Source organism: Corynebacterium sp. Marseille-Q4381 (assembly GCF_036881695.1).
Taxonomy (GTDB): Bacteria; Actinomycetota; Actinomycetes; order Mycobacteriales; family Mycobacteriaceae; genus Corynebacterium.
This window is the reverse complement of record NZ_JBAJNR010000008.1, coordinates 1-26,837: the sequence shown is the minus strand read 5'-3', so window position 1 is coordinate 26,837 and position 26,837 is coordinate 1. Positions and strand designations below refer to the sequence as shown.

Sequence of the window (26,837 nt, the reverse complement as noted above, 5' to 3'; positions counted from 1 at the left end):
CATGCGTCGCACGCACGCGCTCGCGGGGGTGGTTGGGCTGGCGGTCGCCTGCGCCGGTGTCTACGCCGTCGGGCTCGCTACGCCGGCCGCCCCGCCCGCTATCCAGGGCGACACGCTGGGCCCGCAGCGCGGGGAAACGTGGGGGGAGTACGGGGAGAGAAGCGCGGCGTCGTTAAGCATGAGCTCCGGTGCCGCGTTCGCGCTGGTGAGCTTCACCCACCCGCTCACCCCGGCAGAAGCTGCGCGTGCGGTGGCTCCCGCAGGCAGGGTCAACGGGCTGCTGCTTATCGACGCCCCCCTCCAACCCACCCCCGAACCAACCTCAACCACGACCCGCGCCGACGTCTTCGCGCGCGAGCTCGAGCGGCTGGCGGCGCGGGCGCGCGCAAACGGCGTGGAGGTGGATCCGCAGAGAATCGCCGCCGCCGTTGTCCACGACCAGGCTGAAACCCTGCGCGCCATCGCCGCAGACGATGCAGTCGCCGCTGTCGAGGTGCTGCCCGCCGACGCCTCGTGGGGGTCCTTCGCCGTCACCGCTTGGCAGGGGGATCACCCTGCCCGCGGTGTATAGTCACCGTGAGTTCAACGCACCCGTTCATGGAGGAATCACCTTGGTCAAGCGCCGCGATCCCAAGCGCACCGCCGCCGCCGTCATCGTCGCCGCCAGCCTCTTCGCCGCATCGTGCAGCGCCGGCGGGCTCGGCGGCGGAGACAACGCCGACGGCGACGGCCTCGCTCCGGGCGACTACACCATCGTGAACGCCGACGGGGTGTCCAGCAGTGTGGTGGTCAACGGCAAGATCGCCCCGGTGCGCGCCGTGTCGATCACCACGCCGCTGCAATCCGAGGTGCGCACGGTCGCTGTGGCGCCGGGCGACCGGGTGCAGGTCGAGCAGCTCCTCGCCGCGATGGACACCGACCAGCTCGAGCGCCAGCTCGCCGTCCAAGAGCAGCAGCAGGCGAACGCGCAGGCGGAGGCCATGGCGGGCGTTGAGCAGGCCCAGGCCCAGCTGAATTCGCTCAACGAGATGGTCAACAACGGCACCCACCCGACGATCCGCTCCGCGCAGTCCCAGGTGAACCAGGCGCAGGCGGCCTACAACGCCGCGGTGGCCGCGAACGGCGGCGCCCGCGCGGTGCGCGTGGCCAACGAGATGGCTGGCCAAATCTCTTCCAAGGTCCACAGTGTGGTGGGCGGCTACAACGAGCCGCAACTGCCCGCGAACCCGTTCCAGCCGGCGAACCCGGCGCAGCCCGCGGACCCGGCCGCGCCGGCACCAGCCAACCCGGCCCCCAACCCGGCGCAACCCGCGAACCCGGCCGCGCCCGGCGTGAGCGAAGCCGACATCGCGCAGCTGACCGGTGCCGGGGCTGGCGCGGGTGTGAGCGTCGACGAGGCGTACGCCGCGCTGCAGGACGCGAAGGCGAACCTCGCGGCGGCGCAGGCGCAGGTCGCGCAGGAGCGCAGCCAGCTGCAGGCGCAGGTGGATTCTGCGTGGCGCTCCGCTGAGGCCGCCAAGCTCGATTCGTCCGACGGCACCCTGGAGTACCAGGTGCAGGAGGCGACGATCTACTCGCCGATCAACGGCATTGTCACCAGCGTCGACGTCCAGGAGGGCGACATTCCCCAGGGCCGCGTGCTCAGCCTTGCCGACGATTCCAGCCTGCTCATCCGCGCCGACGTGCGCGAGGCGGACGTGCCCAGCATCGCCAAGGGCAACAAGGTGACGTTCACGTCCACGGCGACGGGGAAGAAGGAGTACACCGGCCGCGTGGTTCGTATCTCGCCGGCCGCGGCGCAGCCAACTGACCCGCAGGCTGCCCTCCAAGGCGGCGGCGACGCATCCAGCGTTGTGTTCCCGGTTGAAATCGAGGTCACCGGCGACACGGAGGGCCTGCTGCTCGGCGGCAGCGTGCGCGCCGAGATCATCACGCAGCAGGAGGACGACGCGCTCAACGTGCCGTTGGACGCCGTGTACGACAACGAGGGTGCGAAGAAAGTCCTCGTCCTCGCCACCGATGGCGACGGTGCTCGCTCCGGGCGCATCGAGGAGCGCACCGTGGAAACCGGCGCGTCCAACGACGTGGACATCGCGATTACCGGCGGCGACCTGCAGGCCGGCGACATCGTTGTGAACTGGCCGGAGGAGTACACCGACCGCATCGGCGAGACAGTGAAGATCACCGACTCCGGCTTCGACCCCGAGGATGTCGTCGCGGCCCGCGAGGGCGGCGAGAAGGAAGAAAAGGGCCGCACCACCGCCACGGTGACCGTGACCAGTACGCGAACCCACGCCCCTGAGGAGGCCCCGGAAGAGGCTCCGGCGTCGTGAGTACCCCGTTTTCGCGCTTCCGCCGCGGCAAGCACGCCGCCGAGCCGGAGGCAGAGGCACAACAGCTTAACGACGACCCGTTTTTCTTCGGCGCCGAGCCCGCGACGGATGAGCAGCCGCAGGTTGAAGAGCCCGTCGTCAAGCAACCAGCTCCCGCGGAGCCTGCGGGCCTCGCTGATTCCGGGCGCCTGATTGACATCCGCAACGTGGTCAAGACGTACAACCTCGGCGAACCCAGCGAGCTGACGGTGCTCCACGGCGTGGACTTCTACGCCGACCACAACGAGTTCGTGTCCATCGTCGGCCCCTCCGGCGGCGGCAAGTCGACGCTGATGAACATCATCGGCATGCTGGACCGGCCCACCGAGGGCGCCTACGCGTTCAACGGGGAACCGGTCTACGCCAAGACCGACCGCGAGCTTGCCGGCTACCGCAGCCGCAACATCGGCTTCATCTTCCAGAACTTCAACCTCATCGGGCGCATGGACGCGCTGCAGAATGTGGCGATGCCGATGATGTACGCGGGCGTCGACAAGAAAGCCCGGGAGGCCCGCGCCGAGGAGCTGCTGGGCATGATGGGGATGGGGGACCGCATCCACCACAACCCGAACGAGCTGTCCGGCGGCCAGAAGCAGCGTGTCGCCATCGCGCGCGCCTTGGCGAACGACCCTGACCTGCTGCTCGCCGACGAGCCGACCGGCGCCCTCGACTCCAAGACGGGCCGCCTTGTCATGGACCTGTTCCACCAGCTGCATGAGGAGATGGGCAAGGCCATCGTGTTCATTACACACAACCCGGAACTGGCCGAGGAAACCCAGCGCATCGTCGAAATCATGGATGGCCGCATCGCGGGGGTCCGCACACCGTGAACATCAGCGAATCAATCAGGCTCGCCGCGTCGAGCCTGAACACCAACAAGCTGCGCTCCCTGTTGACCCTGCTCGGCATCATCATCGGCATCATGGCCGTGATCGTCATCATGACCCTCGGCCGGGGCCTGGAAAACCAGGTGCTCAAAGGCCTTGAAGGTGTGGGCACCACAACCCACCCCGTGATGATCCACGAGCGGCCGGACGAGGAAGCGGAATCGGACGACCCGTTCGCGGCGTTTTCATACATGCCGCCGACCGACGAGGAAGACGGCATGACGCTCGACGACTTGCGCGAGCTGCAGGAGCACTTCGGAGGCCGGGTCCGCGCCGTCGACATTGATAACAGCGGCGAGGGCGAGGTCACCCGCGGCGACACCACCGCAAGCACCAGCGTGAACGCGGTGCTTGCTGGCTCACTCGATATGCGCGGGTTGAACGTGCAGTACGGGCGCGGGATCACGCAGGCAGACATGGACGGCGAGCGCCCCGTCGCGGTCGTGTCTCCGGAGTTCGTCGAGGCGCTCTTCGATTCGGATCCGGCCAAGGCGCTCGGGCAGCGTTTCGACGTCACCGTAGGCGGCACTCCTGCCGTCTACACCGTCGTTGGCGTGTTGGAACCGCACAACGCGGGCGGCGCGCTGGGCGGCCTGCAATCCTTCGCCGAGATCTACGTCCCGTCCACGTCGATGGATAGGTTGGGGCAGGAGTCGAACTGGGTGTCGTCGTTTAGCGTGCAATCAGCCCCCGACGAGGACTCCGCAGTGTTCCAAGCCGACTTGCAGAAGTACCTCGACCGGCTCTACGCGGGCAACGACGAGTTCGTCGCCGAGGTGCTCGACCTGTCGTCGTCCCTTGAACAGCTGACCGGCGTGTTCCGAATCATGTCGAGTGTGCTGTCCGCGATTGGCGGCATTTCGCTGCTGGTCGGCGGCATTGGCGTGATGAACATCATGCTGATCACCGTTACCGAGCGCACCCGCGAGATCGGCGTGCGTAAGGCCCTTGGCGCGACGCAGGCTGATATCCGTGTGCAGTTTATTGTCGAGGCGATGATGGTCTGCCTGCTCGGCGGCGTGATCGGCGTGATTCTGGGCGGCATCGCCGGCATGATCGGCACCGCAGCCTTCGACGCGTTCACGTGGCCGCCGCTCAGCGCCGTGCTGTTTGCGTTGCTGTTCTCCCTGGCCACAGGCGTGTTTTTCGGCGCTTACCCCGCGTCGCGGGCGGCGAAGATGCAGCCTGTGGACGCGCTGCGCTACGAGTAGGCCGGGCGAGCTTCACACTTGTAATTCGAGTTGCGGCCGCGGATATGATGATCGGCATGGCCAAGCATTCCTCGTTCGTGCACCTGCATAACCACACGGAGTTCTCCATGCTCGACGGCATGGCCAAGGTGGACTTGCTGGCCGAGGAAGTGGCGCGCCAAGGGATGCCGGCCGTAGGCATGACAGACCACGGCAACATGTTCGGCTCCAACGCGTTCTACCGCCGCATGGTGGACGCCGGGATCAAGCCGATTATCGGCATCGAGGCGTACATGGCGCCGGGATCGCGCTTCGACAAGAAACGCCAGCTGTGGGGAACACCGGACCAGAAGTCAGACGACGTGTCAGCCTCCGGCGCCTATCTGCACCAGACCATGTTGGCGGAGAATGCGACGGGGCTGCGCAACCTGTTCAAGCTGTCGTCGCTCGCGTCATACGAGGGCCAGCTGGGCAAGTGGCCGCGCATGGACGCGGAACTCATCGCCGAGCACGCGGACGGCATCATCGCGACGACGGGGTGCCCGTCGGGCGACGTGCAGACGCGCCTGCGCCTCGGACAGTACGACGCGGCGCTGGAGGCCGCGGCAATGTGGCAGGACATCTACGGCCGCGACAACTACTTCCTGGAGTTGATGGACCACGGTCTGCACATCGAGCGCCGGGTGCGCGACGATCTGCTGCGGATCGGCCAGGCGCTGGATCTGCCGCCGCTGGTGACTAACGACTGCCACTACGTCCTCGAGTCGCAGGCGCCGTCGCACGAGGCGATGCTGTGCGTGCAGACCGGTAAGACCCTGCTTGACCCTGACCGGTTCAAATTCGACGGCACGGGGTACTACATCAAGTCGGCCGAGCAGATGCGCGAGCTGTGGGATTCCACTGTGCCGGACGGGTGCGATAACACGCTGTGGATCGCCGAGCGCGTCGGCGATTACGGGGAGCTGTGGGAGGAGCACCCGCACGACCGTATGCCGATCGCCGATGTGCCGGAGGGGCACACACCGACCTCGTGGTTGATGGAGGAAGTCCTGCGGGGCTTGAGCGACCGGTTCGACGGGGCAGAAGTGCCGGAAGAGTACCTCGAGCGCGCGCGCTACGAGGTCGAGGTCATCGACATGAAGGGCTACCCGTCGTACTTCCTGATCGTCGCGGAGCTGATTAAGCATGCGCGCGAGATCGGCATCCGCGTCGGACCCGGCCGCGGCTCAGCCGCCGGCTCGCTCGTGGCGTACGCGCTGACGATCACCAACATCGACCCGATGGAACACGGCCTGCTCTTCGAGCGATTCCTGAACCCGGAGCGCCCGTCCGCCCCCGATATCGATATCGACTTCGACGACCGCCGCCGCGGCGAGATGATCACCTACGCCGCCCAGCGCTGGGGCGAGGACAAGATCGCCCAGGTGATCACCTTCGGCACGGTGAAGACGAAACAGGCGATCAAGGACTCGGCGAAGGTGAACTTCGGCCAGCCCGGCTTCCAGATGGCGGACCGCATCAACGCGGCCCTGCCGCCCGCCATCATGGCGAAGGACATCCCGCTGGCCGGCATCACCGACCCTGGGCACGCCCGCTACGCCGAGGCTGCGGAAGTGCGATCGCTGATCGAGACCGACCCGGATGTGGCCAAGATCTACGAGACGGCCCGGGGTCTCGAGGGTGTGGTGCGTCAAGCAGGTGTGCACGCCTGCGCCGTGATTATGGCGTCGGTGCCACTGATGGACCACATCCCGATGTGGAAACGGCCCGCCGACGGCGCGCTGATCACCGGCTGGGACTACCCGGCATGCGAGGCCATCGGGCTGTTGAAAATGGACTTTCTGGGCCTGCGAAACCTCACGGTGCTCGGCGACGCGCTGGAGAACGTGGAGAAGAACCGCGGGGAAACCATCGACCTCGAGGGGTTGGAGACCGACGACCCGGCTGTGTACGAGCTGCTCGGACGCGGCGACACCCTGGGTGTGTTCCAGCTGGACTCCGGCGGCATGCAAGAGCTGCTGAAGCGCATGAAGCCGACCGGGTTCAACGACATTGTCGCGTCGCTCGCGCTCTACCGCCCCGGTCCGATGGGTGTGAACGCGCACTGGGACTACGCTGACCGCAAAAACGGGCGCAAGCCAATCACCCCGATCCACCCGGAGCTCGAAGAACCGCTCAAGGAGATCCTGGACGAGACATACGGTCTGATTGTCTACCAAGAGCAGATCATGAACATCTCCCAGAAGGTGGCCAACTACTCAGCAGGCCAAGCGGACGGCTTCCGCAAAGCCATGGGTAAGAAGAAGCCCGAGGTGCTGGCCAAGGAGTACGAGACGTTCTCGGCGGGCATGTTCGCCAACGGCTACTCCAAGTCAGCAGTCGACGCGCTGTGGGGCACGATCGAGCCGTTCGCCTCCTACGCGTTCAACAAGTCGCATGCCGCGGGCTACGCGCTCGTGTCGTACTGGACCGCGTACATGAAGGCGAACTACACCGCCGAGTACATGGCCGCGCTTCTGACCTCGGTGGGCGACAAAAAGGACAAGTCGGCTATCTACCTCGCCGACTGCCGCCACATGGGTGTGTCCGTGCTGCAGCCGGACATTAACGAGTCGGAGGAGAACTTCATCGCTGTGGGCGAGGACGTCCGCTACGGCCTCGCCGCGATCCGCAACGTCGGTGTGGAGGTGGTGGAATCGATCAAGGAAACACGGCGCACCAAGGGCAATTTCACCAGCTTCTCGGACTACCTGGACAAGATTGACCTTGTGGCGTGCAACAAGCGCATCACCGAATCCTTGATCAAGGCTGGCGCGTTCGACTCGCTGGGCCACCCGCGCAAGGGGCTCATGCTGATTCAGGAGGACGCGGTCGACTCAGTGCTTTCCACAAAAAAGGCCGCCGACAAGGGGCAGTTCGACCTCTTCGCTGCGCTCGGCGGGGAGGACGAGGCGGCGGCCGCGGCGTTCGCGATCGAGGTGCCGGACGACGAGTGGGAGCGCAAGCACCGCCTCGCGCTCGAGCGGGAGATGCTCGGTCTCTACGTTTCTGGGCACCCGCTCGACGGGTTCGAGGAGGCCATCGACGCCCAAACGGACACGGAGCTGACCACCATCCTCGGAGGCGAGCTGCGCCACGGTGCGGAGGTGACCATTGGCGGGTTGATCTCGTCGGTGGACCGCCGCTTCTCCAAGAAGGACGGCTCGCCCTGGGCGATCGTGACACTCGAGGACCACCACGGCGCGCAGGTCGAGGTGCTGCTGTTCAACAAGGTCTACGCCCTCGTTGCTCCGCAGATCGTCGAGGACAATATCATCTTGGTCAAGGCGCACATCTCGATTCGGGACGAACGGATGAGCCTGTTCGGCGACGACGTGAAGGTGCCAGAACTCGGACCCGGCAACGGCGCCGGCTTGCCGCTGAGGCTGACGATGCGCACCGACCAGTGCACCATCGACAACATTGCCAAACTCAAAGGCGTCCTAGTGAACAACCCCGGCGACACGGACGTCTACTTGAACCTCGTCAACGGGGATCAGAGCCAGCTGCTGGTGCTCGGCGACCACCTGCGCGTTGACCGCTCCGCCAACCTGATGGGCGACCTCAAAGCCTCAATGGGGCCCGGCATTCTCGGGTAGCCGGAGGTTTCGCTGGCGGAGCGGGGGCGTACCCTTTGTGTTGGACGTATCACCTACATACGCATTGGAGTGAATGCCCACATGGCAACCCAGAAGATCCGCACCACACACGTCGGCTCCCTGCCGCGCACCGACGCTCTGCTTGAGGCGAACGAGCGACGCGCGAACAACGAGATCAGCGACGAGGAATTTTTCGGTGTTCTCGAGACCGCCGTCGACGAGGTGGTGAAGCGCCAGGTCGATATGGGCATCGACATTGTCAACGAGGGCGAGTACGGCCACATCACCTCGGGTGCCGTGGACTACGGCGCGTGGTGGAACTACTCCTTCTCCCGCCTCGGCGGCCTGACCATGACGGACGAGGACCGTTGGGCGAGCCAGGAGGTCAAGCGCTCGACCCCGGGCAACATCCAGCTGACGAGCTTCCCGGACCGCCGCGACCGCGCCCTGTTCGCTGACGCCTACAACGACCCCAACTCCGGCATCTTCACCGGCCGCGCCAAGGTGGGTAACCCGAAGTTCACCGGACCGATCACCTACATCGGCCAGGACCAGGTGGAGACCGACGTAAAGCTGATGCGTGCCGCGATGGAGAAGGCCGGCGCGACCGACGGCTTCGTCGCCGCGCTGTCCCCGGGCTCCGCCGCGCGCCTGAAGGACGAGCACTACGGCAGCGACGCAGAGCTGGTGCAGGCGTGCGCCGACGCGATGGCGCACGAGTACAAGGCGATCACCGACGCCGGTTTCACCGTGCAGCTCGACGCGCCGGACCTGGCCGAGTCGTGGGACCAGATCAACCCCGAGCCGTCTATCGAGGACTACCGCGCATGGCTGCGCATCCGCATCGACGCGATCAACTCCGCGCTTGAAGGCCTGCCGAAGGAGCAGACTCGCCTGCACATTTGCTGGGGCTCTTGGCACGGCCCGCACGTCACCGATGTGCCGTTCGAGGACATCATCGACGAGATCCTGCGCGCCGAGGTCGGCGGCTACTCCTTCGAGGGTGCGTCGCCGCGCCACGCCCACGAGTGGCGCGTGTGGGAGAACCGCGAGCTGCCGGAGAACACCTTCATCTACCCGGGTGTGATTTCCCACAACACCAACGCGGTCGAGCACCCGCGCCTGGTGGCAGACCGCATCCTGAAGTTCGCTGAGGCGGCAGGTCCTGAGCACGTCATCGCGTCCTCCGACTGTGGTCTGGGCGGCCGCCTGAACCGCCAGATTGCCTGGGCGAAGCTCGAGTCCCTCGTTGAGGGCGCCCGCATCGCTTCCGAGGAGCTGTTCGGCTAGAAGGCGAAAGGCGAAGCCCCCGCTTCTCCGGCGCCGTCGGCGGCCGGGGAAGCGGGGGCTTTCAGTCTTCTGCGGCTGAGCTGCTGGAGCCGGTTAAATATCTAGGCTCTCCAGCCAGGCGCGCAGTTGGTCGACCATCTCGGGGTTCGACGCCAGCACGGCCGTCGCCACCTGGATCGCGATGCCGAGGACAGTGAGCACGGCGTTGATGACCATGAAGATGGTCTGGCCGCGCTCAGAAAGCGTGCTCAGCTCCATCATCTTGGAGCTCGCGTCTGTGGGCTTCGGCGGGGTGTAGGTGACGGTGGTGGGCTCGGCTGTCACCGACTCGACGACCGTGGTGACGCCGTCAGAGCCCACCACCGTGGACGTCGCCGTGACCGGGTAGGTTGTCGTCGGCGTGGCGATGGGGGTCGTGGTTGGGGTTGCGGTGACGGTGGCGGACGCAACCCCGTTCGAGCTGGAGCTGCCGTTGGCCGCGTTGGCCGCGTTGGCCGAGGCGACACCGGTCAGGCCGAGGCCCGCCGCAGTGAGCAGCGCGATGGCGGTACGAGATTTCATAACTGTAGTTTCTACTCCACTGGGCCGGCTATCGGAAGCACTCGGTTACGCGTGATTAAAACAGGGTGAAGTGAGGAAGGCCCAGGCCGAAGTTCGCGTTCAGCAGGTCGACCGCCTTGTTGATGCCGGCCGGGTTGGAGAACACGATGATCGCGGTGGTGAGCACTGCGGAGGTGATGCCAGTCGCTGCGGCGACCAGCTTGCCCGTGGAGGAACCGCTGTTCTTCGCCGGCTTGGAAGGTTTCTTGTCGCCTGGGTTCTGGCTATCAGCCTTGTCGGTGCCGGTCTTGTCTTCGCCAGTAGGCTGGCCCTCGGCAGCGCCGTTGGTGGTGGCGGTGACTCCGGTCTCCGGCTGCGGTGCGGCGGTCTCGGCGCCGGCCGGGGTCAGGGCGAGGCCGGTGGCAACGGTGGCCGCAACAAGAGCGGTAGAAATGCGCTTCATCTGAGGTCTCCTAAGAAAGCGAAGGAAAGGGAAAATACCGGGTAAAAACCTAGCAGGTTTGCCTGCAAATGACAGCCCGTGATCAGCCTGCGCCCACACGGAACGCAGAGCGCGCCCCGGCGGGGGATAGGATGTAACACCATGACTTCCGCGAAGTTCCAGCCCGTGCACGCCGCCGATATTCAGGCCGCGCAGGCCCGCATCTCGTCGGTGATTGATCCGACGCCGCTGCAGTACTGCCCGCGCCTGTCGGAGCAGTATTCGGCGAATATTTATCTGAAGCGCGAAGATCTTCAAGACGTGCGCTCGTACAAGATCCGCGGCGCCTACTTCGGTATCTCAGGGCTCAGCCACGAGGACCGGGCCAAAGGTGTGGTCGCGGCGTCGGCTGGCAACCACGCGCAGGGTGTGGCGTACGCGTGCCGCACGCTTGGCATCCAAGGCAAGATCTTTGTGCCGAAGCCGACGCCGAAGCAGAAGCGCGATCGCATCCGGGTGCACGGCGGGGACGCCATCGAGCTCGTGGTCACCGGAAACACCTTCGACGAGGCGGCGCAAGCCGCGCGCGAGGACGCTTCCGCCCGCGGCGCGAAGATGATTGAGCCGTTCGACTCCCGCGACACGGTCATTGGGCAGGGCACAGTTGCAGCAGAGGTACTCGCGCAGCTGACAGGACTGGGGCATGAGGTGGACACGATTGTGGTTCCAGTCGGCGGCGGCGGCCTGATCGCGGGTGTGACGTCCTACTTCGCAGACATGTCGCCGCGCACTGCTGTGGTGGGGGTGGAGCCGAGGGGCGCGGCGTCGTTAAGCGAAGCCCTGAAACAGGGTGAGCCGGTGACGCTCACCGACATCGACCCGTTCGTCGACGGCGCGGCGGTGAAGCGCATCGGGGCGTTCCCGTTCGAGGTCGTTGAGCGAAACCAGGGCCGCACGCACCTGCTTGCCGTGGACGAGGGCGCTGTGTGCACCGAAATGCTGGCGCTGTACCAGAATGAGGGCATCATTGCGGAACCCGCCGGCGCGCTCGCCGTGACCGGCCTGAACGCGATGACGATCCAGCCGGGCTCGACCGTGGTGTGCATTATCTCCGGCGGCAACAACGATGTGCTGCGCTACGCCGAGGTGATGGAGCGCTCCCTGGTGCACCGGGGTCTGCGCCACTACTTCCTGGTGAACTTCCCGCAGGAGCCGGGACAGCTGCGGACGTTCCTCACAGAGATCTTGGGCCCGGACGACGACATCGTGCTGTTCGAGTACTTAAAGAAGAACAACCGCGAAACTGGCGCGGCGCTGGTCGGTTTGGAGCTCACGCGCGCCAGCGATCTTGATCCGTTGCTCGAGCGGATGGCGGACTCGCCGATTGAGTGCCGCCGCCTCGAGCCGGGGACCCCGGAGTACGAATACATCGTCTCCGGGTAGACGGCCGTGCCTCGGCGTCGACTTACCGCTGCTTGATCAGGGCGAAGCCCCACGGGTCGAGCACGGTCTCGTTCTCACCCACCTCAGGCGAGGTAAACGAGTAGAGCAGCTCGCCGCCGGCTGGGACGGTGGCGGGCTCGGCGCTGAAGTTCGCGGCGAAGATGACGTCGCCGCCGCGCTCGCCCATGAGCAGCCAGCCGCCGCTCGTTTCGCCGTCGCCGGCCCTGCCGTGTTCGACGGAGAGTTCGCGGAGATCGTCGCGCGCGGGGGCGTGGGTGCGCCGGAAAGCAAGAAGCTGCTTGTACGCGGCCAAGATCTCCGCCTGCTGGGCGGTGTGATCCCACTCGAGGCGCGCCGAGTCGAACGTCGACTGCTCCGCGGGGTCCGGCACCTCGGCCTGGTTCCAGCCCTGGCGGGAGAATTCCTGCATGCGGCCCTCGCGCGTCATGCGCACCAGCTCGGGGTCGGAGTGCGAGACAAAAAATGCGAACGGCGTGTCAGCGCCGAACTCCTCGCCCATGAACAGCATCGGGGTGAACGGGGACATAAGGATCGTCGCCGCGCGCAGCACAAGCTGCTGGGGCGTGTGGGTTGCGGTCGGGCGGTCGCCGGCGGCGCGGTTGCCGGTCTGGTCGTGGTTGGTGGTGTAGGTGATCATCCGCCACGGGGCCACGTGCGCTAGATCCAGCGGGCGGCCGTGGGTGCGCTGGCGGTACTCGGACCAAGTGTCGCGGAAGCGGTAGGCGTTGCTGAGCGTGGCGGCGAGCTGCTCGATCGAGCCGTAGTCCACGTAGTAGCCCTGGCGCTCGCCGGTAATCAGCGAGTGCACGCAGTGGTGGAGGTCGTCGCACCACTGGGCCGACAGACCGTAGCCGCCGCGGGTTTCGTCGTTGACAATGCGCGGGTCGTTCTGGTCAGTCTCGCCGATGATGGTGCGGGGGATCCCGGTGCGCTCGGCGATGTCGTCTGCCACCCAACGGATTTCCTCCATGATGGAGTACGCGCGACGGTCGTCGTACGCCTGCACAGCGTCGAGGCGCAAACCGTCGACGTGGAACTCGCCCAGCCACTGGCGCACCGCGTCCAGGATGTAAGCGCGCACTTCGTCTGAGCCCGGGCCGGAGATGTTGACTACGTCGCCCCAGCTCGTGTGGCCCGCGGTGATGTAGGGGCCGAAGCACGGGTTGTAGTTGCCCTCGGGGCCGAAGTGGTTGTAGACCACGTCCATGATGACGGCGATGCCGCGGTTGTGGGCCGCGTCGACAAGCTTCTTCAGCCCCTGCGGGCCGCCGTAGGACTGCTGCACGGCGAACCAGTCGACGCCGTCGTATCCCCAGTTGCGCTCGCCGGCGAACGGCTGGACGGGGAGCAGCTCAATCGAGTTCACACCCAGGTCGGCGAGGTAGTCCAGCTTGCTGATCACCCCGTCGAAGGTTCCCTCAGGCGTGAAAGTACCCACGTGAAGCTCGTAGAGCACCTGGTCCTTCAGATGCAGGCCCGACCAGTCGCTGTCGGTCCACTCGAAGTCCGCCGGCACGACCTCGGAGGGGCCGTGCACGCCGTCGGGTTGGAGGCGGGTGCGCGGGTCGGGGAGGGGTTTGGACCATGATGTGCCGTCGAAAAGCGAAAAAGCGTAGCGCTGCCCCTCGCGCGGTTCTTCGTCGGAGTCCCACCAGCCGCGCCCGCGCTCGGCCATGGGGTGCTCGGATCCGTCGATCACCACTTTCACGTCTCGTGCGTACGGAGCCCAAACCTCAAAACCAGACATACCGCCACCGTACTATCTTGGAAACGATGCGTACCTCCTACGAACGCCCAGCGACAAGGCTGGTGACCCACGAGTTCGAGATCAAACGCTCCCGGTTCATCACGTGGGTCAACCGCGCAGCCACCGAGGACGAAGCACGTGAGCTGATTGCTAAGGCGCGCGAGGCGTACCCGGACGCGCGCCACCACTGCTCCGCGTTCATCGTCCACGTCGACGGCGCGCAGCCCATCGAGCGCTCCTCGGACGACGGCGAGCCCTCGGGCACTGCTGGCAAACCCATGCTGGAGGTGCTGAAAGGCTCCGGCATGCTCGACGTCGCCGCGGTGGTGATCCGCTACTTCGGCGGGGTGAAGCTTGGCACCGGCGGGCTGGTCAGCGCGTACACGAACTCCGTGTCCGAGGCGCTGGAGCAGGTCACCCGCACCACTCGGGCGGTCAAGGAGCTGGTCACCGTCGACCTGCCGCACGCGGAGGCGGGACGCATCGAGGCCGAGCTGCGCAACGCCGGCACCGAGGTGGTGGGGGTGGAGTACGGCTCGCTGGCGCGCTACACGCTCGGCTTTGCGCCGGGGGAGCGCTCGCTTATCGACGCCCACCTAGCCTCCCTCACCCAAGGCACCGCCACCGTCAAAGCAGCAGGGCAGACGTGGGTAGAATTAACCCCATGACAATGCAGCCGCGACCCAACAACCCCATCGAGCAGCGCAAGCAGGCCATGCGCAAGCACATGAACGCGGCCGCTGCCTGGACCGGCGGCGGCGTAGCCGGCGGCGTGGTGCTGCTGCTTCTGACCGGCCAGTGGAGCCTGCTTGTCCTCGGTTTCGTCGTCGCCGTCGTGGGCGGGTACGTGAACTGGAACAAGGCCCAAAAGATTGTCAACCACGTCGACGAGTACTAAGACCTGCCGTTTATGACCCAACCCGATGGTTCCGCCGTCCGCATCGACGCATGGCTGTGGGCGGTGCGGATCTTTAAAACGCGCAGCCAGGCCGCCGAAGCAGTGCGCGCCGGCCACGTGAAGCTGAACGAGGAGACCGTGAAGGCCGCGACCCAGGTTGTCCCGGGCGATCACGTCCGCGTGTGGAAGGACCACCGTTACCTCGAGTTCGAGGTCACGGCTACGGTGCGCAGGCGCGTCGGTGCTCCGGTCGCCCGCCAGTGCTACATCGACATCTCCCCGCCGCCGCCCCCGATGGACATCTTCGCCACGTTGCCGAAGCGCGACCGGGGAGCGGGTCGCCCGACAAAGAAGGAGCGCCGCCAGACCGACCGGTTGCTGGGGCGAGAGCGCTAGTGGTTGTTGGGGGTTAGGCGCTAGGCGCCTCGCAGCAGGGCGAGGCGCCGCGTGAGACGTTCCCTGCGCTCCTTCGGCCGGTTTCCGGCGTCCCAGGTTTTATCGATGTGCTCCGATCCGAAGCGGTTGAGTAGCAGGTCGTCCACGATACGCACCTGGCCCGGGACGAACGGGTGGGCGAGAGCGTTCTTGACCGCCTCGACGTCCGCTGGATTGGTGAGCTCAGACAACTGCCCCACCTGCTCGATGCCGTGGGTGCGCAGCAGCTCGTTGAGGAAGCGGTAATCGTTCGCCCGCGAGAGCGGGAAGTGCGAACCGAGCATGATAGTCAGCAATCCGGGGAGCGTCTCCGGTGAGATCTCAGCGTCCTCGGCGCCCACGGTGTGAGCCTTCTGTGGCCCTGCGATGCCTGCGATCTGGTCAAACTGCTGGTCAGCTAACTCAATCAACCCGGCGGCGAGGGTGAAGGCGCGGTCAATCTCGGGATCGAGGCGCACGCCCGCGGACCGTTTGTAGCGGATGTCGTGCTCAAACTCCGCCCACGCGTGCTGGAGCACGGTGCGCACCTGCACCTCGAAGACGGTGCCGACGTAGCGCTCGAGGCCTTCCGATTCTTCGGTGACGCGCACCTGCAGGTGGTGGGAGCCGTAGCCGAATCCGCCGGCCACCCGCGTCTCCTGCGCCTTGTCTACGCTGCGCAGCACCTCAAACTGGTCCGCCAGCAGCCGCTGCACGGCCGGGATCTCCGTCGAGTGCAGCACCGTGATGCGCGCGCCGATGATGTCGCGGATGTCGTTCCACGGATCGGGGTAGAGCGGCTCGCCGTCCGCCCCCAGCTTGCGGGCCTTCGCTTTTAACGACGGCCACGTTTTCACCCGCACTTCGACCCGGTCGAAGTTCACGCCGGCGTCGCGCATCAGCTCGTTGAGCGCGTCGCGGAACACCGCCGCAACGCCCTCGTTTGCACGGACCCACTCCGCGTAGGTGGAGCCGAGGCGCGAGATCGTCTCGTCAGAAACCTTCTTCTGTTTGCCCACCGGCTACCTCTCGCTCGTTTTCAGCAGCAAAGCACAAGGTAGCTCGGTGAGCACGTCCGCCACCTTCACGGTGCCGGAAAAGGTTCGGCCGCTAAACCGGTCGCGCCACGCGCCGTCGGGCAGCTGCACCGTTGTCGCGCCCCAGCCCCCGCGGGCTTCCAACCCCAGCGGCAGGCGGGTGGCGAGCGCAATTGCTTGGTCGGCGCGGGCGATGCCGACCAAATGGTCCTTCGCCTCTCCGACAGCGAACACCGCCTGGTGGCTGCCTTCGAGGAAGACCTCGGGGTGCTCGCGCCGGGCGTTGAGGCCCTCGCTAACTACGATCTGTTTGGCCACGCTGGCGCCTGCGCCGGTGAGATCGCCACCGAGATAACCGGTGAGCCTCTCCTCGACATCGCGTTCGCGGTACTGCGCCAATGTCTGAGCGCGGGCGGTGTAATCGACAAATCGGCGGTTATCGGGGTCGACCAGGGAGAGGTCGAAGTACTCCTGGCCCTGGTACGTGTCGGGGACACCGGCGCCGGCGATCTGCATCAGCTTCCTGCCAAGCGAAACAGTCACTGCGCCGCGGTGCAGGCGGGCCACAAACTGCGTGATCGGTCCAGCCACAGGGCCGAACAACACCGCGTCGATCCAGTCCGTCACCGCAGCCTCGTACTCCGGTTCCTGGTGGAACCAGGTCGTGTTCACACCGGCCTCGCGCACCGCCTTGATCGCGTAGGCGTGGAGGCGCTCCTGCAGGGTCTCGGTCACCTCGCCGTCGGCGGGCCACACACCAACGATGTTCTGCAGCAGGAAATGCCCGGTGGCCGTGTCCGGCGGCGCAACAATGGCGAAGATCTGGCGGGTCAGCTCAGCGTACTCGTCGGCAACCTCGGCGATCTCGCCGATGCGGGCGCGCGTGTCCTCGGTGCGCTTCGTGTCGTGCGTTGTGAGCGAGGTCATCGCGTGCGGCCACAACTGCGCGCGCTCCTGCTGGAGGAGATGGAACTCGGCTGCGCCGACACCGAAACGCCCCGGCGCGCCGCCGACCTCCTGCAGCGAAACGAGGCGGTTCGCCCGGTAAAACAGCGTGTCTTCCACGCCCTTCGCCATCACCGCGCCGCAAACCTGGGCAAAGCGCATCTTGGCCTCGCCCTCGGCGAGCATTGCCGCGGCGATGAGGTCCAAAGCGTCGCGCCTCGCCGGCTGCTTCCGCGCCATTTCCGCAACCACCGTCGAGGTGATGCGGGACAAAGAACGGTAGTCGGCGCGGTAGACAGGTATCGAGGCCAACAGCTCGACCATCGTGTCTGTGAGGTCGCCCTCACTCACGTCTTGGCCCGCGGTGGAAAAGTTGTCCCGGCGCATGGCGCGCACGAGGCGCTGCAGCTCGGCGCCGAGCTCATTTTGTGCGACGTCGCGTTTGAGCTGGTGCTCCGCCGCCTCAATCGCGGCCTCGTCCCAGGTGGAGCCGCATTGCTGCAACGCGAGCATGGACATCGTGTCCTCGGCGTCGGGGTTGATGAAGATGCCGTCGAGTTCTCGCAGGGCGTCGTAGCCGGTGGTGCCGTCGACGTTGAGGCGCGGGTCCAGCGGCTCGTTGACGGCGAGGATCTTCTCGATAACTAGCCACCGGTCCTGGCCGATGAGTTTGCGCAGGCGGGTGAGGTAGCCGAACGGGTCGGTGAGGCCGTCTGGGTGGTCGACGCGGATGCCGTCGATCAAGTCTTCGTCGACCAGCTGCCGCAGGGCTCGGTGGCTGTGCTCGAACACTGCCTCGTCCTCCTGGCGGATGCCGGCGAGCCCGTTGACAGAGAAGAAGCGGCGGTAGGAGATCACGCCGTCGCGCCAGTACATCAGCTTGTAGGACTGTTTGGCGTAGACCTCCACGGGGTCGTCGGCAAGCGAGCCGAAGGTGCCCGGGCGCACCGGGAAGTAAGAGTCGAAGTACTTCAGCACCACCTCGCCGCCGGGGGCGGCGCCGGCGGGGAACTCCTCGGGCCCGAGCTGGACGAGCTCAAGCTTTTCCTCGTCGCCCTCAACCGCAAGGACGGGCAGACCGAGCTTGCCGCCGGCGCCGTTGTCCTCGTGCCAGTCGATGTCGAAGTAGGGCTCGAACTCGGAATCGCGCCCGTGTTTGAGCACATCCCACCACCAAGCGTTCGTGCGCGGGGTCTCCACACCGAGGTGGTTCGGGACAATGTCCAGCACGAGACCCATGCCCGCGTCGTGCGCCACCCGCGCGAGCTCCCGCAAACCTTCGATGCCTCCCAGCTCCGGGTTGATCTCGGTCGGGTCGATCACGTCGTAGTTGTGGTTCGACTCGCGTACCGCGGCGAAGATGGGGGAGAGGTAGATATGGCTGACCCCGAGATCGCGCAGATAAAGCACCTGCTCTGCAGCTTCTGCGAACCCGAACTTGCGGCCGGACGGGTCAGCGTTGGGTCCGCGCAGCTGGAGGCGGTAGGTGGACGTGATGGGCCGGCGCATGGTTCAACTTTCTTCTTGGCTTGCAGCCGCGTTGAGGTTGCGGCAGACGTGTTCAACCATAGTGATTGGCCGCGCCCGCCGGCGCTAGCGCAAGAGCAGCGGGAAACCCAGCGAGTAGCGCATGAGCGCAACCGGGCCCAACGCGCGCGTGATGTCGTCGCGGTGCGCGTCGAAAATGAACAGCTCCCGCTGGTCGCGCGAGAAGTAGCTAAGTTCGCCCGTGGGGGCCAGCACGGTGGAGAAATGTCTGTGGATGACTTCAAAGGTTCTCGGGTGGGCGAGCCACGCCGCCGCCGTGTGCGTCCCGCCGCGGATCTCGACCCCGGGCGGCGCGCCGTCGCCCAGCGCAACGGTGGCGGGGCGCGACCAAAACTCCACGTCTCCCTCCGTCACAGCGGTAGCGCGCAGCGTCTCGGCGGCCGCGTTCCACGCCTGGTGCGCCGTGAGCCCCAGGGAGCCGATCTGCTGGTGGGTTAAGGCCTCGCCGTGACCGGCCGCGGCAATCCCGTCGAACACGCAGACCAGCCCGGGCGATAAGGAGATAAACGCCGTGGAAGCGCTAAACCCCGGGGTAATCCACGCTTTTGCACCGCCCGCGGTGATCTCCTCGCGGCGAGCGAGGCGGGGGTGAAGCTGCTGGTGCGGAAACGGCGCCGGAGCAAAGGGCGAAACGGGGTAAGCGAGGGCGTGCGTCATGTGTATTAGACGCGCGGGGGAGGGCGGCGGTTCCGTCGCCAAGCAAAAATCTTTTTGCCCTACCGCTCGTAGCCGAGGGCGTCGAGCAGCTGCTCCGCGGTCCAGATCTGGATCTCCTGGCCCTTGTCCTGCAGCTCGCGGGCGCGTTTCTCCTTGGACGTCATAGTGGCCCACTCGCCGGTGACGAGGATGGTGGTCTTCTTCGTCACGTTCTTGCCCACCTGGCCGCCGTGGTGCGCGATACCCGCCCATAGCTCGCCCTTGTCGTAGGGCTCGAAATCGCCGGTCAACGTGACGTTCTCACCGTAGAGCGCGGAATCCGGGTCAGCCTTCGGGTTCGGGTCCGGGATGGTGTCCGGGGTCGCGACAGCCTGCCACGGCGGGGCGCTGCGCTTCGCCTTACCCCCGCTCGCCGGCTCGGACGCGGCCGGAGCGGTATCCGAAGCCTGCTCCGCCCCGCGCGATGGGCCGTCGCCCTGGTTGTTGCCCTGCGGCTGCGAGACCGCGTCGACCGCAGCAGACATGCCGCCGCCTTGCACCTTCTGCACCTGCAGCGCGCGCATGGCACCGGAACGGTCCCGCAGCACCGGGGTGACGCGGTCGGCGTCGATGGAACCGAGCGCGAAACCCGCGTCGTGGACGAAGCCCATCAGCGACCCCTCGTACGCAGCTTGGCGCGCGAGACCGACCATGATGCCGGCGCACGCGAAGGCGTCTGCACCAGCGTCGTGGTGGTTATCCAGCGCCACGCCGAAGTGCTCGGCGAGCGTCGGCAGTTTGTGGTTCACCACGTCGAGCTTGGTGGCACGGGCCTGCGCCAGGGTGCAGGCGAACATCAGCTTCGGCACCGCAACACCGGAGGCAACGGCCGCGTCGCGCAGCGCGGATGCGTCGAACTGGGCGTTGTGCGCAACTAGGGGCAAATCGCCGACGAACTCTTCAACCGACGCGATGAGCTCGCCCACGCCCGGGCAATCGGCCACCGATTCCTGGGTGATGCCGTGGATGCCCACGTTGAACGGGTCGAAGGCGTCGATGCCCTTCGGCGGGCAGCACTTCCACATCACGCGGTCGACTTCCTCGCCGTCGACGATCTTCACCATGCCGATCTGGCAGATGGAACCCCAGTTCTGGTTCGCCGTCTCCACGTCGAACGCGACGAAGTCGAACCCGGGGATACCAGCCTGCCCGTCCGCCGCGGCCGCGTCCGGGGCGTCGCCGCGCAGCGCCTTGTCCACCATCGCTTTCAACGCGTCCGGGCCGTCGCTGTCGCCGGGGCTGAACTCGATTACCTCGGTCCCGCGGGCCGTGGCAAGCTCCACGCGGCCTTCATCCCACGCGTCGCCGGGGTGGACGGTGACGTTTGTGATAGCGGCCAGCTCCACCAGGGTGTCGGAGGAGCTCGCCTGCAACGACGCCGCCAGGGCGGTGGGGGTCACCACCACTTCACTCGCCGTGACAGAAATCCGCGCGCGCTTAGCGGTAATCATTCTGGCCCTCCTTGAGATACCAATCCGGTGAAAGCGTCTAGCGTACCGGCGGCTCGACCTGCTTCAGAACCAGCGTGGAGCGCGCAGGCACCGTGGTGGTGTCGCCGGCCTTGAGCACCGACTTCTCCGCCGGGTAGCCGAGCGGCTCGGTGGTGTCGATCAGCACCTCCCAGCTCGCACCGTACTGCTCCGGCGGGGCTGTGAAGTCGATGGCCTCGTAGTGCGCGTTGAACATGAGCACGAAAGAGTCGTCGCTGACCTTGCGGCCGCGGCGGTCCTGCTCGGTGATGCCGTCGCCGTTGAGGTAGACCATCAGCGACTTGCCGAAGGCGTAGTCCCAGTCGTCCTGCGTCATCAGTTTGCCGTCCGGCACCAGCCAGGCGATTTCGCGGTCCACCACGTCCTCGCCCAGCGCGCCGCCAGAGAGGAAGCGCCGGCGGCGGAACACCGGGTGCGCTTTTCGGATGGCGATGAGGCGTTTGGTGAACCCGTGGAGATCCTCGGCCTCTTCCAGCCGGTCCCAGTTCATCCACGCGATCTCGTTGTCCTGGCAGTACACGTTGTTGTTGCCGCCCTGGGTGCGCGCGAACTCGTCGCCGTGGGCGATCATCGGCGTGCCCTGGGACAAAAGCAGGGTGGTCAGGAAGTTGCGGCGCTGCTGCGCGCGGAGCTGCTGGATCTCCGGGTTGTCGGTCGGGCCTTCCTCACCGCAGTTCCAGGAGCGGTTGTGGCTCTCGCCGTCGCGGTTGTCCTCGCCGTTTTCCTCGTTGTGCTTCTCGTTGTAGCTCACCAGGTCGTTCAGCGTGAACCCGTCGTGGGCGGTGATGAAGTTGATCGAGTGCGAAGGGCGGCGGCCGTTGTGCTGGTAGAGGTCCGACGAGCCGGTCAGGCGGGACGCGAACTCGCCGAGGGTGGAGGCTTCGCCGCGCCAGAAGTCGCGCATGGTGTCGCGGTACTTGCCGTTCCACTCGCTCCACAGCGAGGGGAAGTTGCCCACCTGGTAACCGTTCTCGCCCACGTCCCACGGCTCGGCGATCAGCTTGACCTGTGAGACGATCGGGTCCTGCTGCACGAGATCGAAGAAGGTCGCCAAACGGTCCACGTCGGAAAACTCGCGCGCCAGGGTGGAGGCGAGGTCGAAGCGGAAGCCGTCGACGTGCATCTCGGTGACCCAGTAACGAAGCGAGTCCATGATCAGCTGCAGCGAGTGAGGGTCGCGCACGTTCAGCGAGTTGCCGGTGCCGGTGTAGTCCATGTAGTGGAACTTGTCGCCGTCAACTAGACGGTAGTACGCCTCGTTGTCGATGCCGCGGAACGCAATAGTCGGGCCCATGTGGTTGCCCTCGGCCGTGTGGTTGTACACCACATCGAGGATGACCTCCATGCCCGCCTCGTGGTAGGCGCGCACCATCTGCTTGAACTCCGCCACCGCGTCGCCGGGGCGGTCGGTGGAGGCGTAGTTGTTCTCCGGGGCGAAGAAACCGAAGGTGTTGTAGCCCCAGTAGTTGCGCAGCCCCAAGTCGCGCAGGCGGTCGTCCTGCAGGAACTGGTGGACGGGCAGCAGCTCGATGGACGTCACGCCGAGGTCCTGCAGGTAGTCGATCATCACCGGGTGCGCCATGCCGGCGTAGGTGCCGCGGAGGTTCTCCGGGATGTCCGGGTGCGTCATCGTCATGCCTTTGACGTGGCACTCGTAGATCACGCTCTCCTCGTCCGGGATATTCGGGCTGCGGTCGTCACCCCAGTCGAAGAACGGGTTGATCACCACGCTGAGCATGGTGTGTCCCAGCGAATCCTCCTCGTTGCGGCCGGTGCCCGGCTCCTCGGCGTGGATGTCGTAGGAGAACAGCGAGGAGTGCTGGTCGAAGTCGCCGTCGAACGCGCGCGCGTACGGGTCGACGAGAAGTTTGTTCGGGTCGCAGCGCTTGCCGTTGGCCGGGTCCCACGGGCCGTGAACGCGGTAGCCGTAGCGCTGCCCGGGGGCGACACCCGGCAGGTACGCGTGCCAGACGTAGTTGTCCACTTCGTCGAGCTCGACCCGGGTCTCGTTCATGTCCTCGTCGATCAGGCAGAGCTCGACCTTGTCGGCGGCGTTCGAGAACAACGCGAAGTTGGTTCCTGCGCCGTCGTAGGTGGAGCCGAGGGGGTAGGCGGTACCCGGCCACGTTTCCGGTGCGGGAGTCGCGGCGGGCTGCTCGTGAGTGGCTTCAGTCATGCCGACTGATCGTAGTCGAGACCCCCTACACGCCTTCGCCAACCGCGCCCAGGCCGCGCAGGAGCAGCTGCACAGCGGTTCGGTGTTGAGCCTCCGCCTCGACGGGGGAGAGCTCCGCCGCTGTCTCGCTCCCGGTCGCCGCAGCAAGCTGAGCGCCAGACTGCTCCACGGACGCAGCACCAAGGGTCAGGTGCAGCAGCCCGTTGGCTGCGGCGAGCTGCTCGCTTGCCGACGCCCGCCTAGTCCCACCTACCCACCCCGCCACAGCAGCCGCGAACGCGTCCACCAATTTCCCCCGCAGGGCGGTGCCCGGCTGCCCGATCGCGGCGACCGCAACTTCCGCACCGTCGCGCACGCTCAACAGCGACCGGCGCAAAAGCGCGCTGAGCTCTGCAGGGTCCCCTGGAGCGCCGTGCTCGAGCACCGGGCGGACTATCTCCGCGGCCATGTTGGAGATGAGCTCCTGCTTGCTTTCGATGTGCCAGTACAGCGCGCCGGGGGCCACGCCGAGGGAGGTGGCGAGTCTGCGCATCGACACATCCGCCAGGCCGTACTGGCGCAATATATTCATCGCGGCCTGCGTAATTGCGTCCTGGCTGAGTTGCATGGTCGTACACAGTACTCACAGACAACGTTCAGAGCCTTGGCTAGTTCGATGCACGGATGCGCCAGAAACCCGTTGGTAGAATGCTCAAAGAACTTTCAACCGCGAGGAGATGTTGCAGTGACCCTTTCCACCGCCTCAATGTCGGCAGCGAAGTCCGCGGCGGGTGCAATCGCCGCCGCCGCGCTTTCGCTCACCCTGGTGTCGTGCGGCTCCGACACCGAAACGACCGGCGGCGGGTTGTCCACCGCGGCGACGGCGCCGGGCGAGGCCACGGTTGCTGACGCAGCGCAGGACGCTGCCACATCCGCGGCGGCCGAGCCAGCGACGCCGGGGGACAACGGCGACGCGGCCAGGCCGGGGGACGGCAAGCCGAACGATGGGGAGAAGCCGGCGGATGACGCCGCGGCTCCTGCGCCGAACCAGCAGGGCGACCAGGCCATCCCAACCATCATCAACCCGCTGGAGGAGGGCTTCGAGGTGCCGACCTACGAGCCGGTTGCCGGCGGGCGCGAAGGCACGGCGGCGGAGCGCCGCGAGATCGAGGAGGTCGTGCGGAAGGTCACCAACCCCGAGTCCTTCGCAAAGTGGACCCGCGTCATCCTCGACAACTCCTGCGCCGCGGTGCGCGAACCGGCGCTCGAGGAGTTTGAGAAGCAGGGCTTGACCCTCGACATGGTCGAGCAGATCATGGCGGCCCAAGAGGAGCAAGGCTCCGCGATCGAGATGCCGAAGACCGAGGTGTCAGTAGCGGACGTGCGCGTCGATGGTGATCGCGCCTCCGCCACCGTGACCTCGAAGGCTGCGGGCAACACCTCCGAAAACGTCCAGCTGTTTGCCAAGGAGGATGGCCGCTGGAAGGTCTGCAACAGCTAAACTCGCCGGCTGTGACCGAGCCACAACTCATTCAAGCCCCGACCCCGGTGCGCCGACGACTGCCCCGCGCAATCGGCGCCGGGGCAGGGCTTTTGGCCGCCGCGCTCCTCCTCGGCATTGTCGGCGGCGCAGTGTGGGGGTTCGCCCGCCCCGCGTTTGTCATTGAGGTGGTCGACGGCGTGCCCATCGTCGACCAAGACGCCAGCTCCCCCAACGCCGCGTTTGCTGGTGTTGGTTGGTTCTGTCTCGCTGCCGCGGTGATCGGGGCGGTGCTCGCCGCGGTTGCGTGGGCGCAGGTGCGCCGCGGCAAGGCTCGCGGGGGCCCGCTGTATCTCCTGTGGCTGGCGGTGTGCGGTGTTGCGGCCACGTTCGCAGCGCTCGCCACCGGGGACGTGGCCGCCGGTCTGCTCCACCGCAGCGACCCGTCCCGGGTTGCCCCGCCGGTGACGGAGCCAGTGGTCTGGCTGGTCGCCCCGTTTATCGCGGCGTTTACGTTTTGGATACGCAGCGTCATGGCTTACGCGGCGGAAGGCCGGTAAGCGGCGGCGACCCCTGATCTGCAACGACCACTGAAGTGTGCGCGCAGCCCCTGTTTCTGCCTGCGCGCGGCGGTTAACGTTTCGCCCAGACCGCTCACCTGTTAAAAGTCACCCGGGGGAATTCATGGGCTCAAACGTTTCGATCGACACCGACGCACTCCACATCGCGACCAAGCTCTTGCGCGCCGAAGCGCGTTCGTTGCTCGCCGACAACCTCGGCGGCTTCCGCCCAGGCCTGGCGGGGTACTCCCAGGCGTCGGGTTTTCGCGAAGCCGGCCGATCCCTAGGCAAGGTTTCCAGCTTTCACGCGCCCGAGGCGTTCCGCGTGATGGCGGCGCAGCTCAACGACACGGCGCACGCCGCCGAAGTCAACCTCGCCAACATGGAGCGAACCGACGGCACGTTGGCAGGGGCGTTTCGCAGCATTGAAGCGGGAGGGCAGCATGCGCTTGGCGGCGCTACGGGTTCCCTCCAACCCGCCCACCTTCCCGCCCACGCCGCGTCTACCCCGATCACCGCACTTCCGCCAGTCGCCGTCGCGCCCCCAAATCTGCGGCTGCTCGAGCGCCTGATGTCAACCTCCCGAGTTTCCGCCGCCTCAAGCGAAGCCGCTTACTGGGGCCACGTCGCGGGTCGGCTCGACGCTGCCGTCCATTCCCTTTTCGGGGTGCGGCAGAAGCTCGCGACGTCGCTTGACACGGCGTGGGTGCGCCGCGCGGATGAGCGGGTAAATAAGATCCAGCGCGCGGCGAGCATGTACGCCATGCGAGCCCGCGCCATGTCCGCGCACAACACCTCGCTGGCTACCACCACTTCGGCGGAAACGGCCCTGGCCGCGGCAGCAGCGGCGGTGGCGGCAGCGCTGCCGCTGCACATCCGCCCCGTCTACGAGGCGACGTTTCTTTCCGCCTTCGGCCCGCGCGCGAGCGCGTCGCTGACAACAACGGTGCCGGCGTTCAGCAAGCTCTACCCGGATTTGGACCGCATTTCGGGCAACCCATTCCGCATCGGCGAGATGCCGCAGCCTGCTGCGCCCTCCTTCGAGCGCTCGCCGCTGCCGGAGATGGTCCGCGATTCCTTCGTGGCCATCGGACACGCCGATTTGGCGCACGCCGTGACCCCGGACGACGTGGTGCACGCCTACGGCCAAGTGACGCCGGACGTCGTGGAGGCGATCAGGGCGGGCGCAACCCAGACGCAGGTGGCGTCGGCCGCCTCGCCCACCATGCCCCCGAGCCTGCACCCGGGACTGAACTCGGGCGCTGCGGCGCTGCGTGTGTCAGGCATCGGCACCGCCGCGGCTGGAGTTGTAAGCAGCGCCGCATCCGCAGGGTTGGCTCTGCCGGCGCTGGCCGCCCCGCGGGCGCACAACGCGCCGGGCCAGCGTGCGCCAAGCGCCTTGTCCCCGGCTGGCGCCGCGGGAAATCCGAGCGCGGCAGTGGCCACGCACGGTGGGCAGACGGCAGCGCCGCCGGCGGTGGCCGGCGCCCCGGGAACGGCGGGAGCGAGGACTAAGGCGCTTCCTGCGCCCGCACTACTCGGCGGCGGGGCTGCCGGGCCGTTACCGGCAGGCTTCGGCCCCGCGGTCCCGGGCGCTCCGGGACGCGTGGTCGCGCACACCGACGCGTTGTCGCGAGGGGCGCGCACCGCAGGAGCGCTTGGCCGCTCGGCTGACGCTGCAGCTCAGCTCGCGAACATCGCGTCCGCGCCGGCGAACGCAGTTGGTTTCGGCGGGGGCGCGGTGCCGAGGCCGAACGGGGTGAACCGCAGCGGCGCGGTTCCGGCCGGTGCGGGGGCACACGTGGGAGAGCTAGGCGTACACGCCGCGCCGGGTTCGGCTTCAGGGGCAGCCGCGCCGATGGGGTCCATGGGGGTGCCCGGCGCGCCGGGCGGGGGAGCCGGCGCTACCCCTCACGGCACCCACGGCACCTACGGCGGCGCTGGTACAGCTGGCTCCGCTGCCGGTGGCGCTCACGCAGCGGGCGCGAACGGGGGAATCCGCCCGGTGATCGCGGGCGGTGCACCGGTTGCTGGCGGCCGGGCG

General features: G+C 66.8%; 21 protein-coding genes and 1 pseudogene. 13 read left to right on the top strand and 9 right to left on the bottom strand.

Translation table 11 applies throughout. From position 1 onward, the window contains the following. Window position 1 precedes the first annotated feature (1 nt). From V6D40_RS07960 to V6D40_RS07935, 6 genes are all read left to right on the top strand, one after another. Window positions 2–571, top strand: coding sequence for a hypothetical protein (locus V6D40_RS07960; protein ID WP_334289826.1), 570 nt, complete (start codon window positions 2–4; stop codon window positions 569–571). 40 nt (window positions 572–611) lie between these two features. Continuing rightward, on the top strand, window positions 612–2,333 hold the full coding sequence (locus V6D40_RS07955) for an efflux RND transporter periplasmic adaptor subunit (protein ID WP_334289825.1): 1,722 nt from the start codon (window positions 612–614) through the stop codon (window positions 2,331–2,333). Between the two features lie 188 nt (window positions 2,334–2,521). Then, window positions 2,522–3,202, top strand: a complete 681-nt coding sequence (locus tag V6D40_RS07950; protein ID WP_334289932.1) for an ABC transporter ATP-binding protein — start codon at window positions 2,522–2,524, stop codon at window positions 3,200–3,202. Continuing rightward, on the top strand, window positions 3,199–4,470 hold the full coding sequence (locus tag V6D40_RS07945) for an ABC transporter permease (RefSeq protein ID WP_334289824.1): 1,272 nt from the start codon (window positions 3,199–3,201) through the stop codon (window positions 4,468–4,470). The genes V6D40_RS07950 and V6D40_RS07945 overlap by 4 nt, the downstream gene beginning before the upstream one ends. Window positions 4,471–4,526: 56 nt before the next feature. Then, window positions 4,527–8,087 (top strand): DNA polymerase III subunit alpha, encoded by a 3,561-nt coding sequence (gene dnaE / locus V6D40_RS07940; RefSeq protein WP_334289823.1) that lies wholly within the window; start codon window positions 4,527–4,529, stop codon window positions 8,085–8,087. Window positions 8,088–8,168: 81 nt separating this feature from the next. Next, window positions 8,169–9,377 (top strand): cobalamin-independent methionine synthase II family protein, encoded by a 1,209-nt coding sequence (locus V6D40_RS07935; RefSeq protein WP_334289822.1) that lies wholly within the window; start codon window positions 8,169–8,171, stop codon window positions 9,375–9,377. A gap of 93 nt (window positions 9,378–9,470) precedes the next feature. Here the strand turns inward: V6D40_RS07935 and V6D40_RS07930 are convergent, their stop codons facing one another. Together V6D40_RS07930 and V6D40_RS07925 are read right to left on the bottom strand one after the other, a co-directional pair. Then, entirely contained in the window at window positions 9,471–9,938 is a 468-nt protein-coding gene (locus V6D40_RS07930; protein ID WP_334289821.1) for a hypothetical protein, read from the bottom strand. Between the two features lie 55 nt (window positions 9,939–9,993). Continuing rightward, entirely contained in the window at window positions 9,994–10,380 is a 387-nt protein-coding gene (locus V6D40_RS07925) for a hypothetical protein (protein ID WP_334289820.1), read from the bottom strand. Window positions 10,381–10,521: 141 nt separating this feature from the next. Between V6D40_RS07925 and ilvA the strand changes: the two genes are divergently transcribed. Further along, complete coding sequence (gene ilvA / locus V6D40_RS07920; RefSeq protein ID WP_334289819.1) at window positions 10,522–11,802, top strand: threonine ammonia-lyase IlvA; 1,281 nt, start codon at window positions 10,522–10,524, stop codon at window positions 11,800–11,802. A 22-nt stretch (window positions 11,803–11,824) separates the two neighbouring features. Here the strand turns inward: ilvA and treZ are convergent, their stop codons facing one another. Continuing rightward, window positions 11,825–13,570 carry a malto-oligosyltrehalose trehalohydrolase gene (gene treZ, locus V6D40_RS07915; protein ID WP_334289818.1) on the bottom strand — a complete coding sequence of 582 codons (1,746 nt, stop codon included), beginning with the start codon at window positions 13,568–13,570 and terminating at the stop codon, window positions 11,825–11,827. Between the two features lie 26 nt (window positions 13,571–13,596). Between treZ and V6D40_RS07910 the strand changes: the two genes are divergently transcribed. Genes V6D40_RS07910 through V6D40_RS07900 form a run of 3 tightly spaced genes read left to right on the top strand, consistent with a single transcriptional unit; the run spans window position 13,597 to window position 14,864 of the window. Then, window positions 13,597–14,238, top strand: a complete 642-nt coding sequence (locus V6D40_RS07910; protein ID WP_334289817.1) for a YigZ family protein — start codon at window positions 13,597–13,599, stop codon at window positions 14,236–14,238. Further along, entirely contained in the window at window positions 14,235–14,468 is a 234-nt protein-coding gene (locus tag V6D40_RS07905; protein ID WP_334289816.1) for a hypothetical protein, read from the top strand. The genes V6D40_RS07910 and V6D40_RS07905 overlap by 4 nt, the downstream gene beginning before the upstream one ends. Before the next feature lie 12 nt (window positions 14,469–14,480). Beyond that, window positions 14,481–14,864, top strand: a complete 384-nt coding sequence (locus tag V6D40_RS07900; RefSeq protein WP_334289815.1) for an RNA-binding S4 domain-containing protein — start codon at window positions 14,481–14,483, stop codon at window positions 14,862–14,864. 20 nt (window positions 14,865–14,884) lie between these two features. Here the strand turns inward: V6D40_RS07900 and V6D40_RS07895 are convergent, their stop codons facing one another. From V6D40_RS07895 to V6D40_RS07870, 6 genes are all read right to left on the bottom strand, one after another. Beyond that, on the bottom strand, window positions 14,885–15,901 hold the full coding sequence (locus V6D40_RS07895; protein WP_334289814.1) for a GTP pyrophosphokinase: 1,017 nt from the start codon (window positions 15,899–15,901) through the stop codon (window positions 14,885–14,887). Window positions 15,902–15,904: 3 nt separating this feature from the next. Next, the gene (gene treY, locus V6D40_RS07890) at window positions 15,905–18,373 is read right to left on the bottom strand and encodes a malto-oligosyltrehalose synthase (protein ID WP_334289813.1); all 2,469 of its coding nucleotides are present in this window, start codon (window positions 18,371–18,373) and stop codon (window positions 15,905–15,907) included. An 84-nt stretch (window positions 18,374–18,457) separates the two neighbouring features. Further along, the gene (locus V6D40_RS07885; RefSeq protein ID WP_334289812.1) at window positions 18,458–19,069 is read right to left on the bottom strand and encodes a hypothetical protein; all 612 of its coding nucleotides are present in this window, start codon (window positions 19,067–19,069) and stop codon (window positions 18,458–18,460) included. Between the two features lie 59 nt (window positions 19,070–19,128). Then, window positions 19,129–20,559: an exonuclease domain-containing protein gene (locus tag V6D40_RS07880; protein WP_334289811.1), complete on the bottom strand. Its 1,431-nt coding sequence runs from the start codon at window positions 20,557–20,559 to the stop codon at window positions 19,129–19,131. 37 nt (window positions 20,560–20,596) lie between these two features. Further along, window positions 20,597–22,774: a glycogen debranching protein GlgX gene (glgX, locus tag V6D40_RS07875; RefSeq protein ID WP_334289810.1), complete on the bottom strand. Its 2,178-nt coding sequence runs from the start codon at window positions 22,772–22,774 to the stop codon at window positions 20,597–20,599. A 25-nt stretch (window positions 22,775–22,799) separates the two neighbouring features. Then, window positions 22,800–23,381, bottom strand: coding sequence for a TetR/AcrR family transcriptional regulator (locus V6D40_RS07870; protein WP_334289809.1), 582 nt, complete (start codon window positions 23,379–23,381; stop codon window positions 22,800–22,802). Between the two features lie 117 nt (window positions 23,382–23,498). Here V6D40_RS07870 and V6D40_RS07865 point away from each other — a divergent pair, with 117 nt between their 5' ends. From V6D40_RS07865 to V6D40_RS07855, 3 genes and pseudogenes are all read left to right on the top strand, one after another. Beyond that, the gene (locus tag V6D40_RS07865) at window positions 23,499–24,254 is read left to right on the top strand and encodes a hypothetical protein (protein ID WP_334289808.1); all 756 of its coding nucleotides are present in this window, start codon (window positions 23,499–23,501) and stop codon (window positions 24,252–24,254) included. 11 nt (window positions 24,255–24,265) lie between these two features. Beyond that, complete coding sequence (locus tag V6D40_RS07860) at window positions 24,266–24,793, top strand: hypothetical protein (protein ID WP_334289807.1); 528 nt, start codon at window positions 24,266–24,268, stop codon at window positions 24,791–24,793. A gap of 124 nt (window positions 24,794–24,917) precedes the next feature. Continuing rightward, window positions 24,918–26,837 (top strand): annotated as a pseudogene (locus V6D40_RS07855) (hypothetical protein); the annotation flags it as partial.

Excerpts from the sequence above, each read along its gene's own strand:
- V6D40_RS07960 (WP_334289826.1), top strand. The coding sequence starts at position 2 with ATGCGTCGCACGCACGCGCTCGCGGGGGTGGTTGGGCTGGCGGTCGCC.
- dnaE (WP_334289823.1), top strand. The coding sequence starts at position 4,527 with ATGGCCAAGCATTCCTCGTTCGTGCACCTGCATAACCACACGGAGTTC.
- V6D40_RS07935 (WP_334289822.1), top strand. The coding sequence starts at position 8,169 with ATGGCAACCCAGAAGATCCGCACCACACACGTCGGCTCCCTGCCGCGC.
- V6D40_RS07930 (WP_334289821.1), bottom strand. The coding sequence starts at position 9,938 with ATGAAATCTCGTACCGCCATCGCGCTGCTCACTGCGGCGGGCCTCGGC.
- V6D40_RS07925 (WP_334289820.1), bottom strand. The coding sequence starts at position 10,380 with ATGAAGCGCATTTCTACCGCTCTTGTTGCGGCCACCGTTGCCACCGGC.
- ilvA (WP_334289819.1), top strand. The coding sequence starts at position 10,522 with ATGACTTCCGCGAAGTTCCAGCCCGTGCACGCCGCCGATATTCAGGCC.
- treZ (WP_334289818.1), bottom strand. The coding sequence starts at position 13,570 with ATGTCTGGTTTTGAGGTTTGGGCTCCGTACGCACGAGACGTGAAAGTG.
- V6D40_RS07910 (WP_334289817.1), top strand. The coding sequence starts at position 13,597 with ATGCGTACCTCCTACGAACGCCCAGCGACAAGGCTGGTGACCCACGAG.
- V6D40_RS07905 (WP_334289816.1), top strand. The coding sequence starts at position 14,235 with ATGACAATGCAGCCGCGACCCAACAACCCCATCGAGCAGCGCAAGCAG.
- V6D40_RS07900 (WP_334289815.1), top strand. The coding sequence starts at position 14,481 with ATGACCCAACCCGATGGTTCCGCCGTCCGCATCGACGCATGGCTGTGG.
- treY (WP_334289813.1), bottom strand. The coding sequence starts at position 18,373 with ATGCGCCGGCCCATCACGTCCACCTACCGCCTCCAGCTGCGCGGACCC.
- V6D40_RS07885 (WP_334289812.1), bottom strand. The coding sequence starts at position 19,069 with ATGACGCACGCCCTCGCTTACCCCGTTTCGCCCTTTGCTCCGGCGCCG.
- V6D40_RS07880 (WP_334289811.1), bottom strand. The coding sequence starts at position 20,559 with ATGATTACCGCTAAGCGCGCGCGGATTTCTGTCACGGCGAGTGAAGTG.
- glgX (WP_334289810.1), bottom strand. The coding sequence starts at position 22,774 with ATGACTGAAGCCACTCACGAGCAGCCCGCCGCGACTCCCGCACCGGAA.
- V6D40_RS07870 (WP_334289809.1), bottom strand. The coding sequence starts at position 23,381 with ATGCAACTCAGCCAGGACGCAATTACGCAGGCCGCGATGAATATATTG.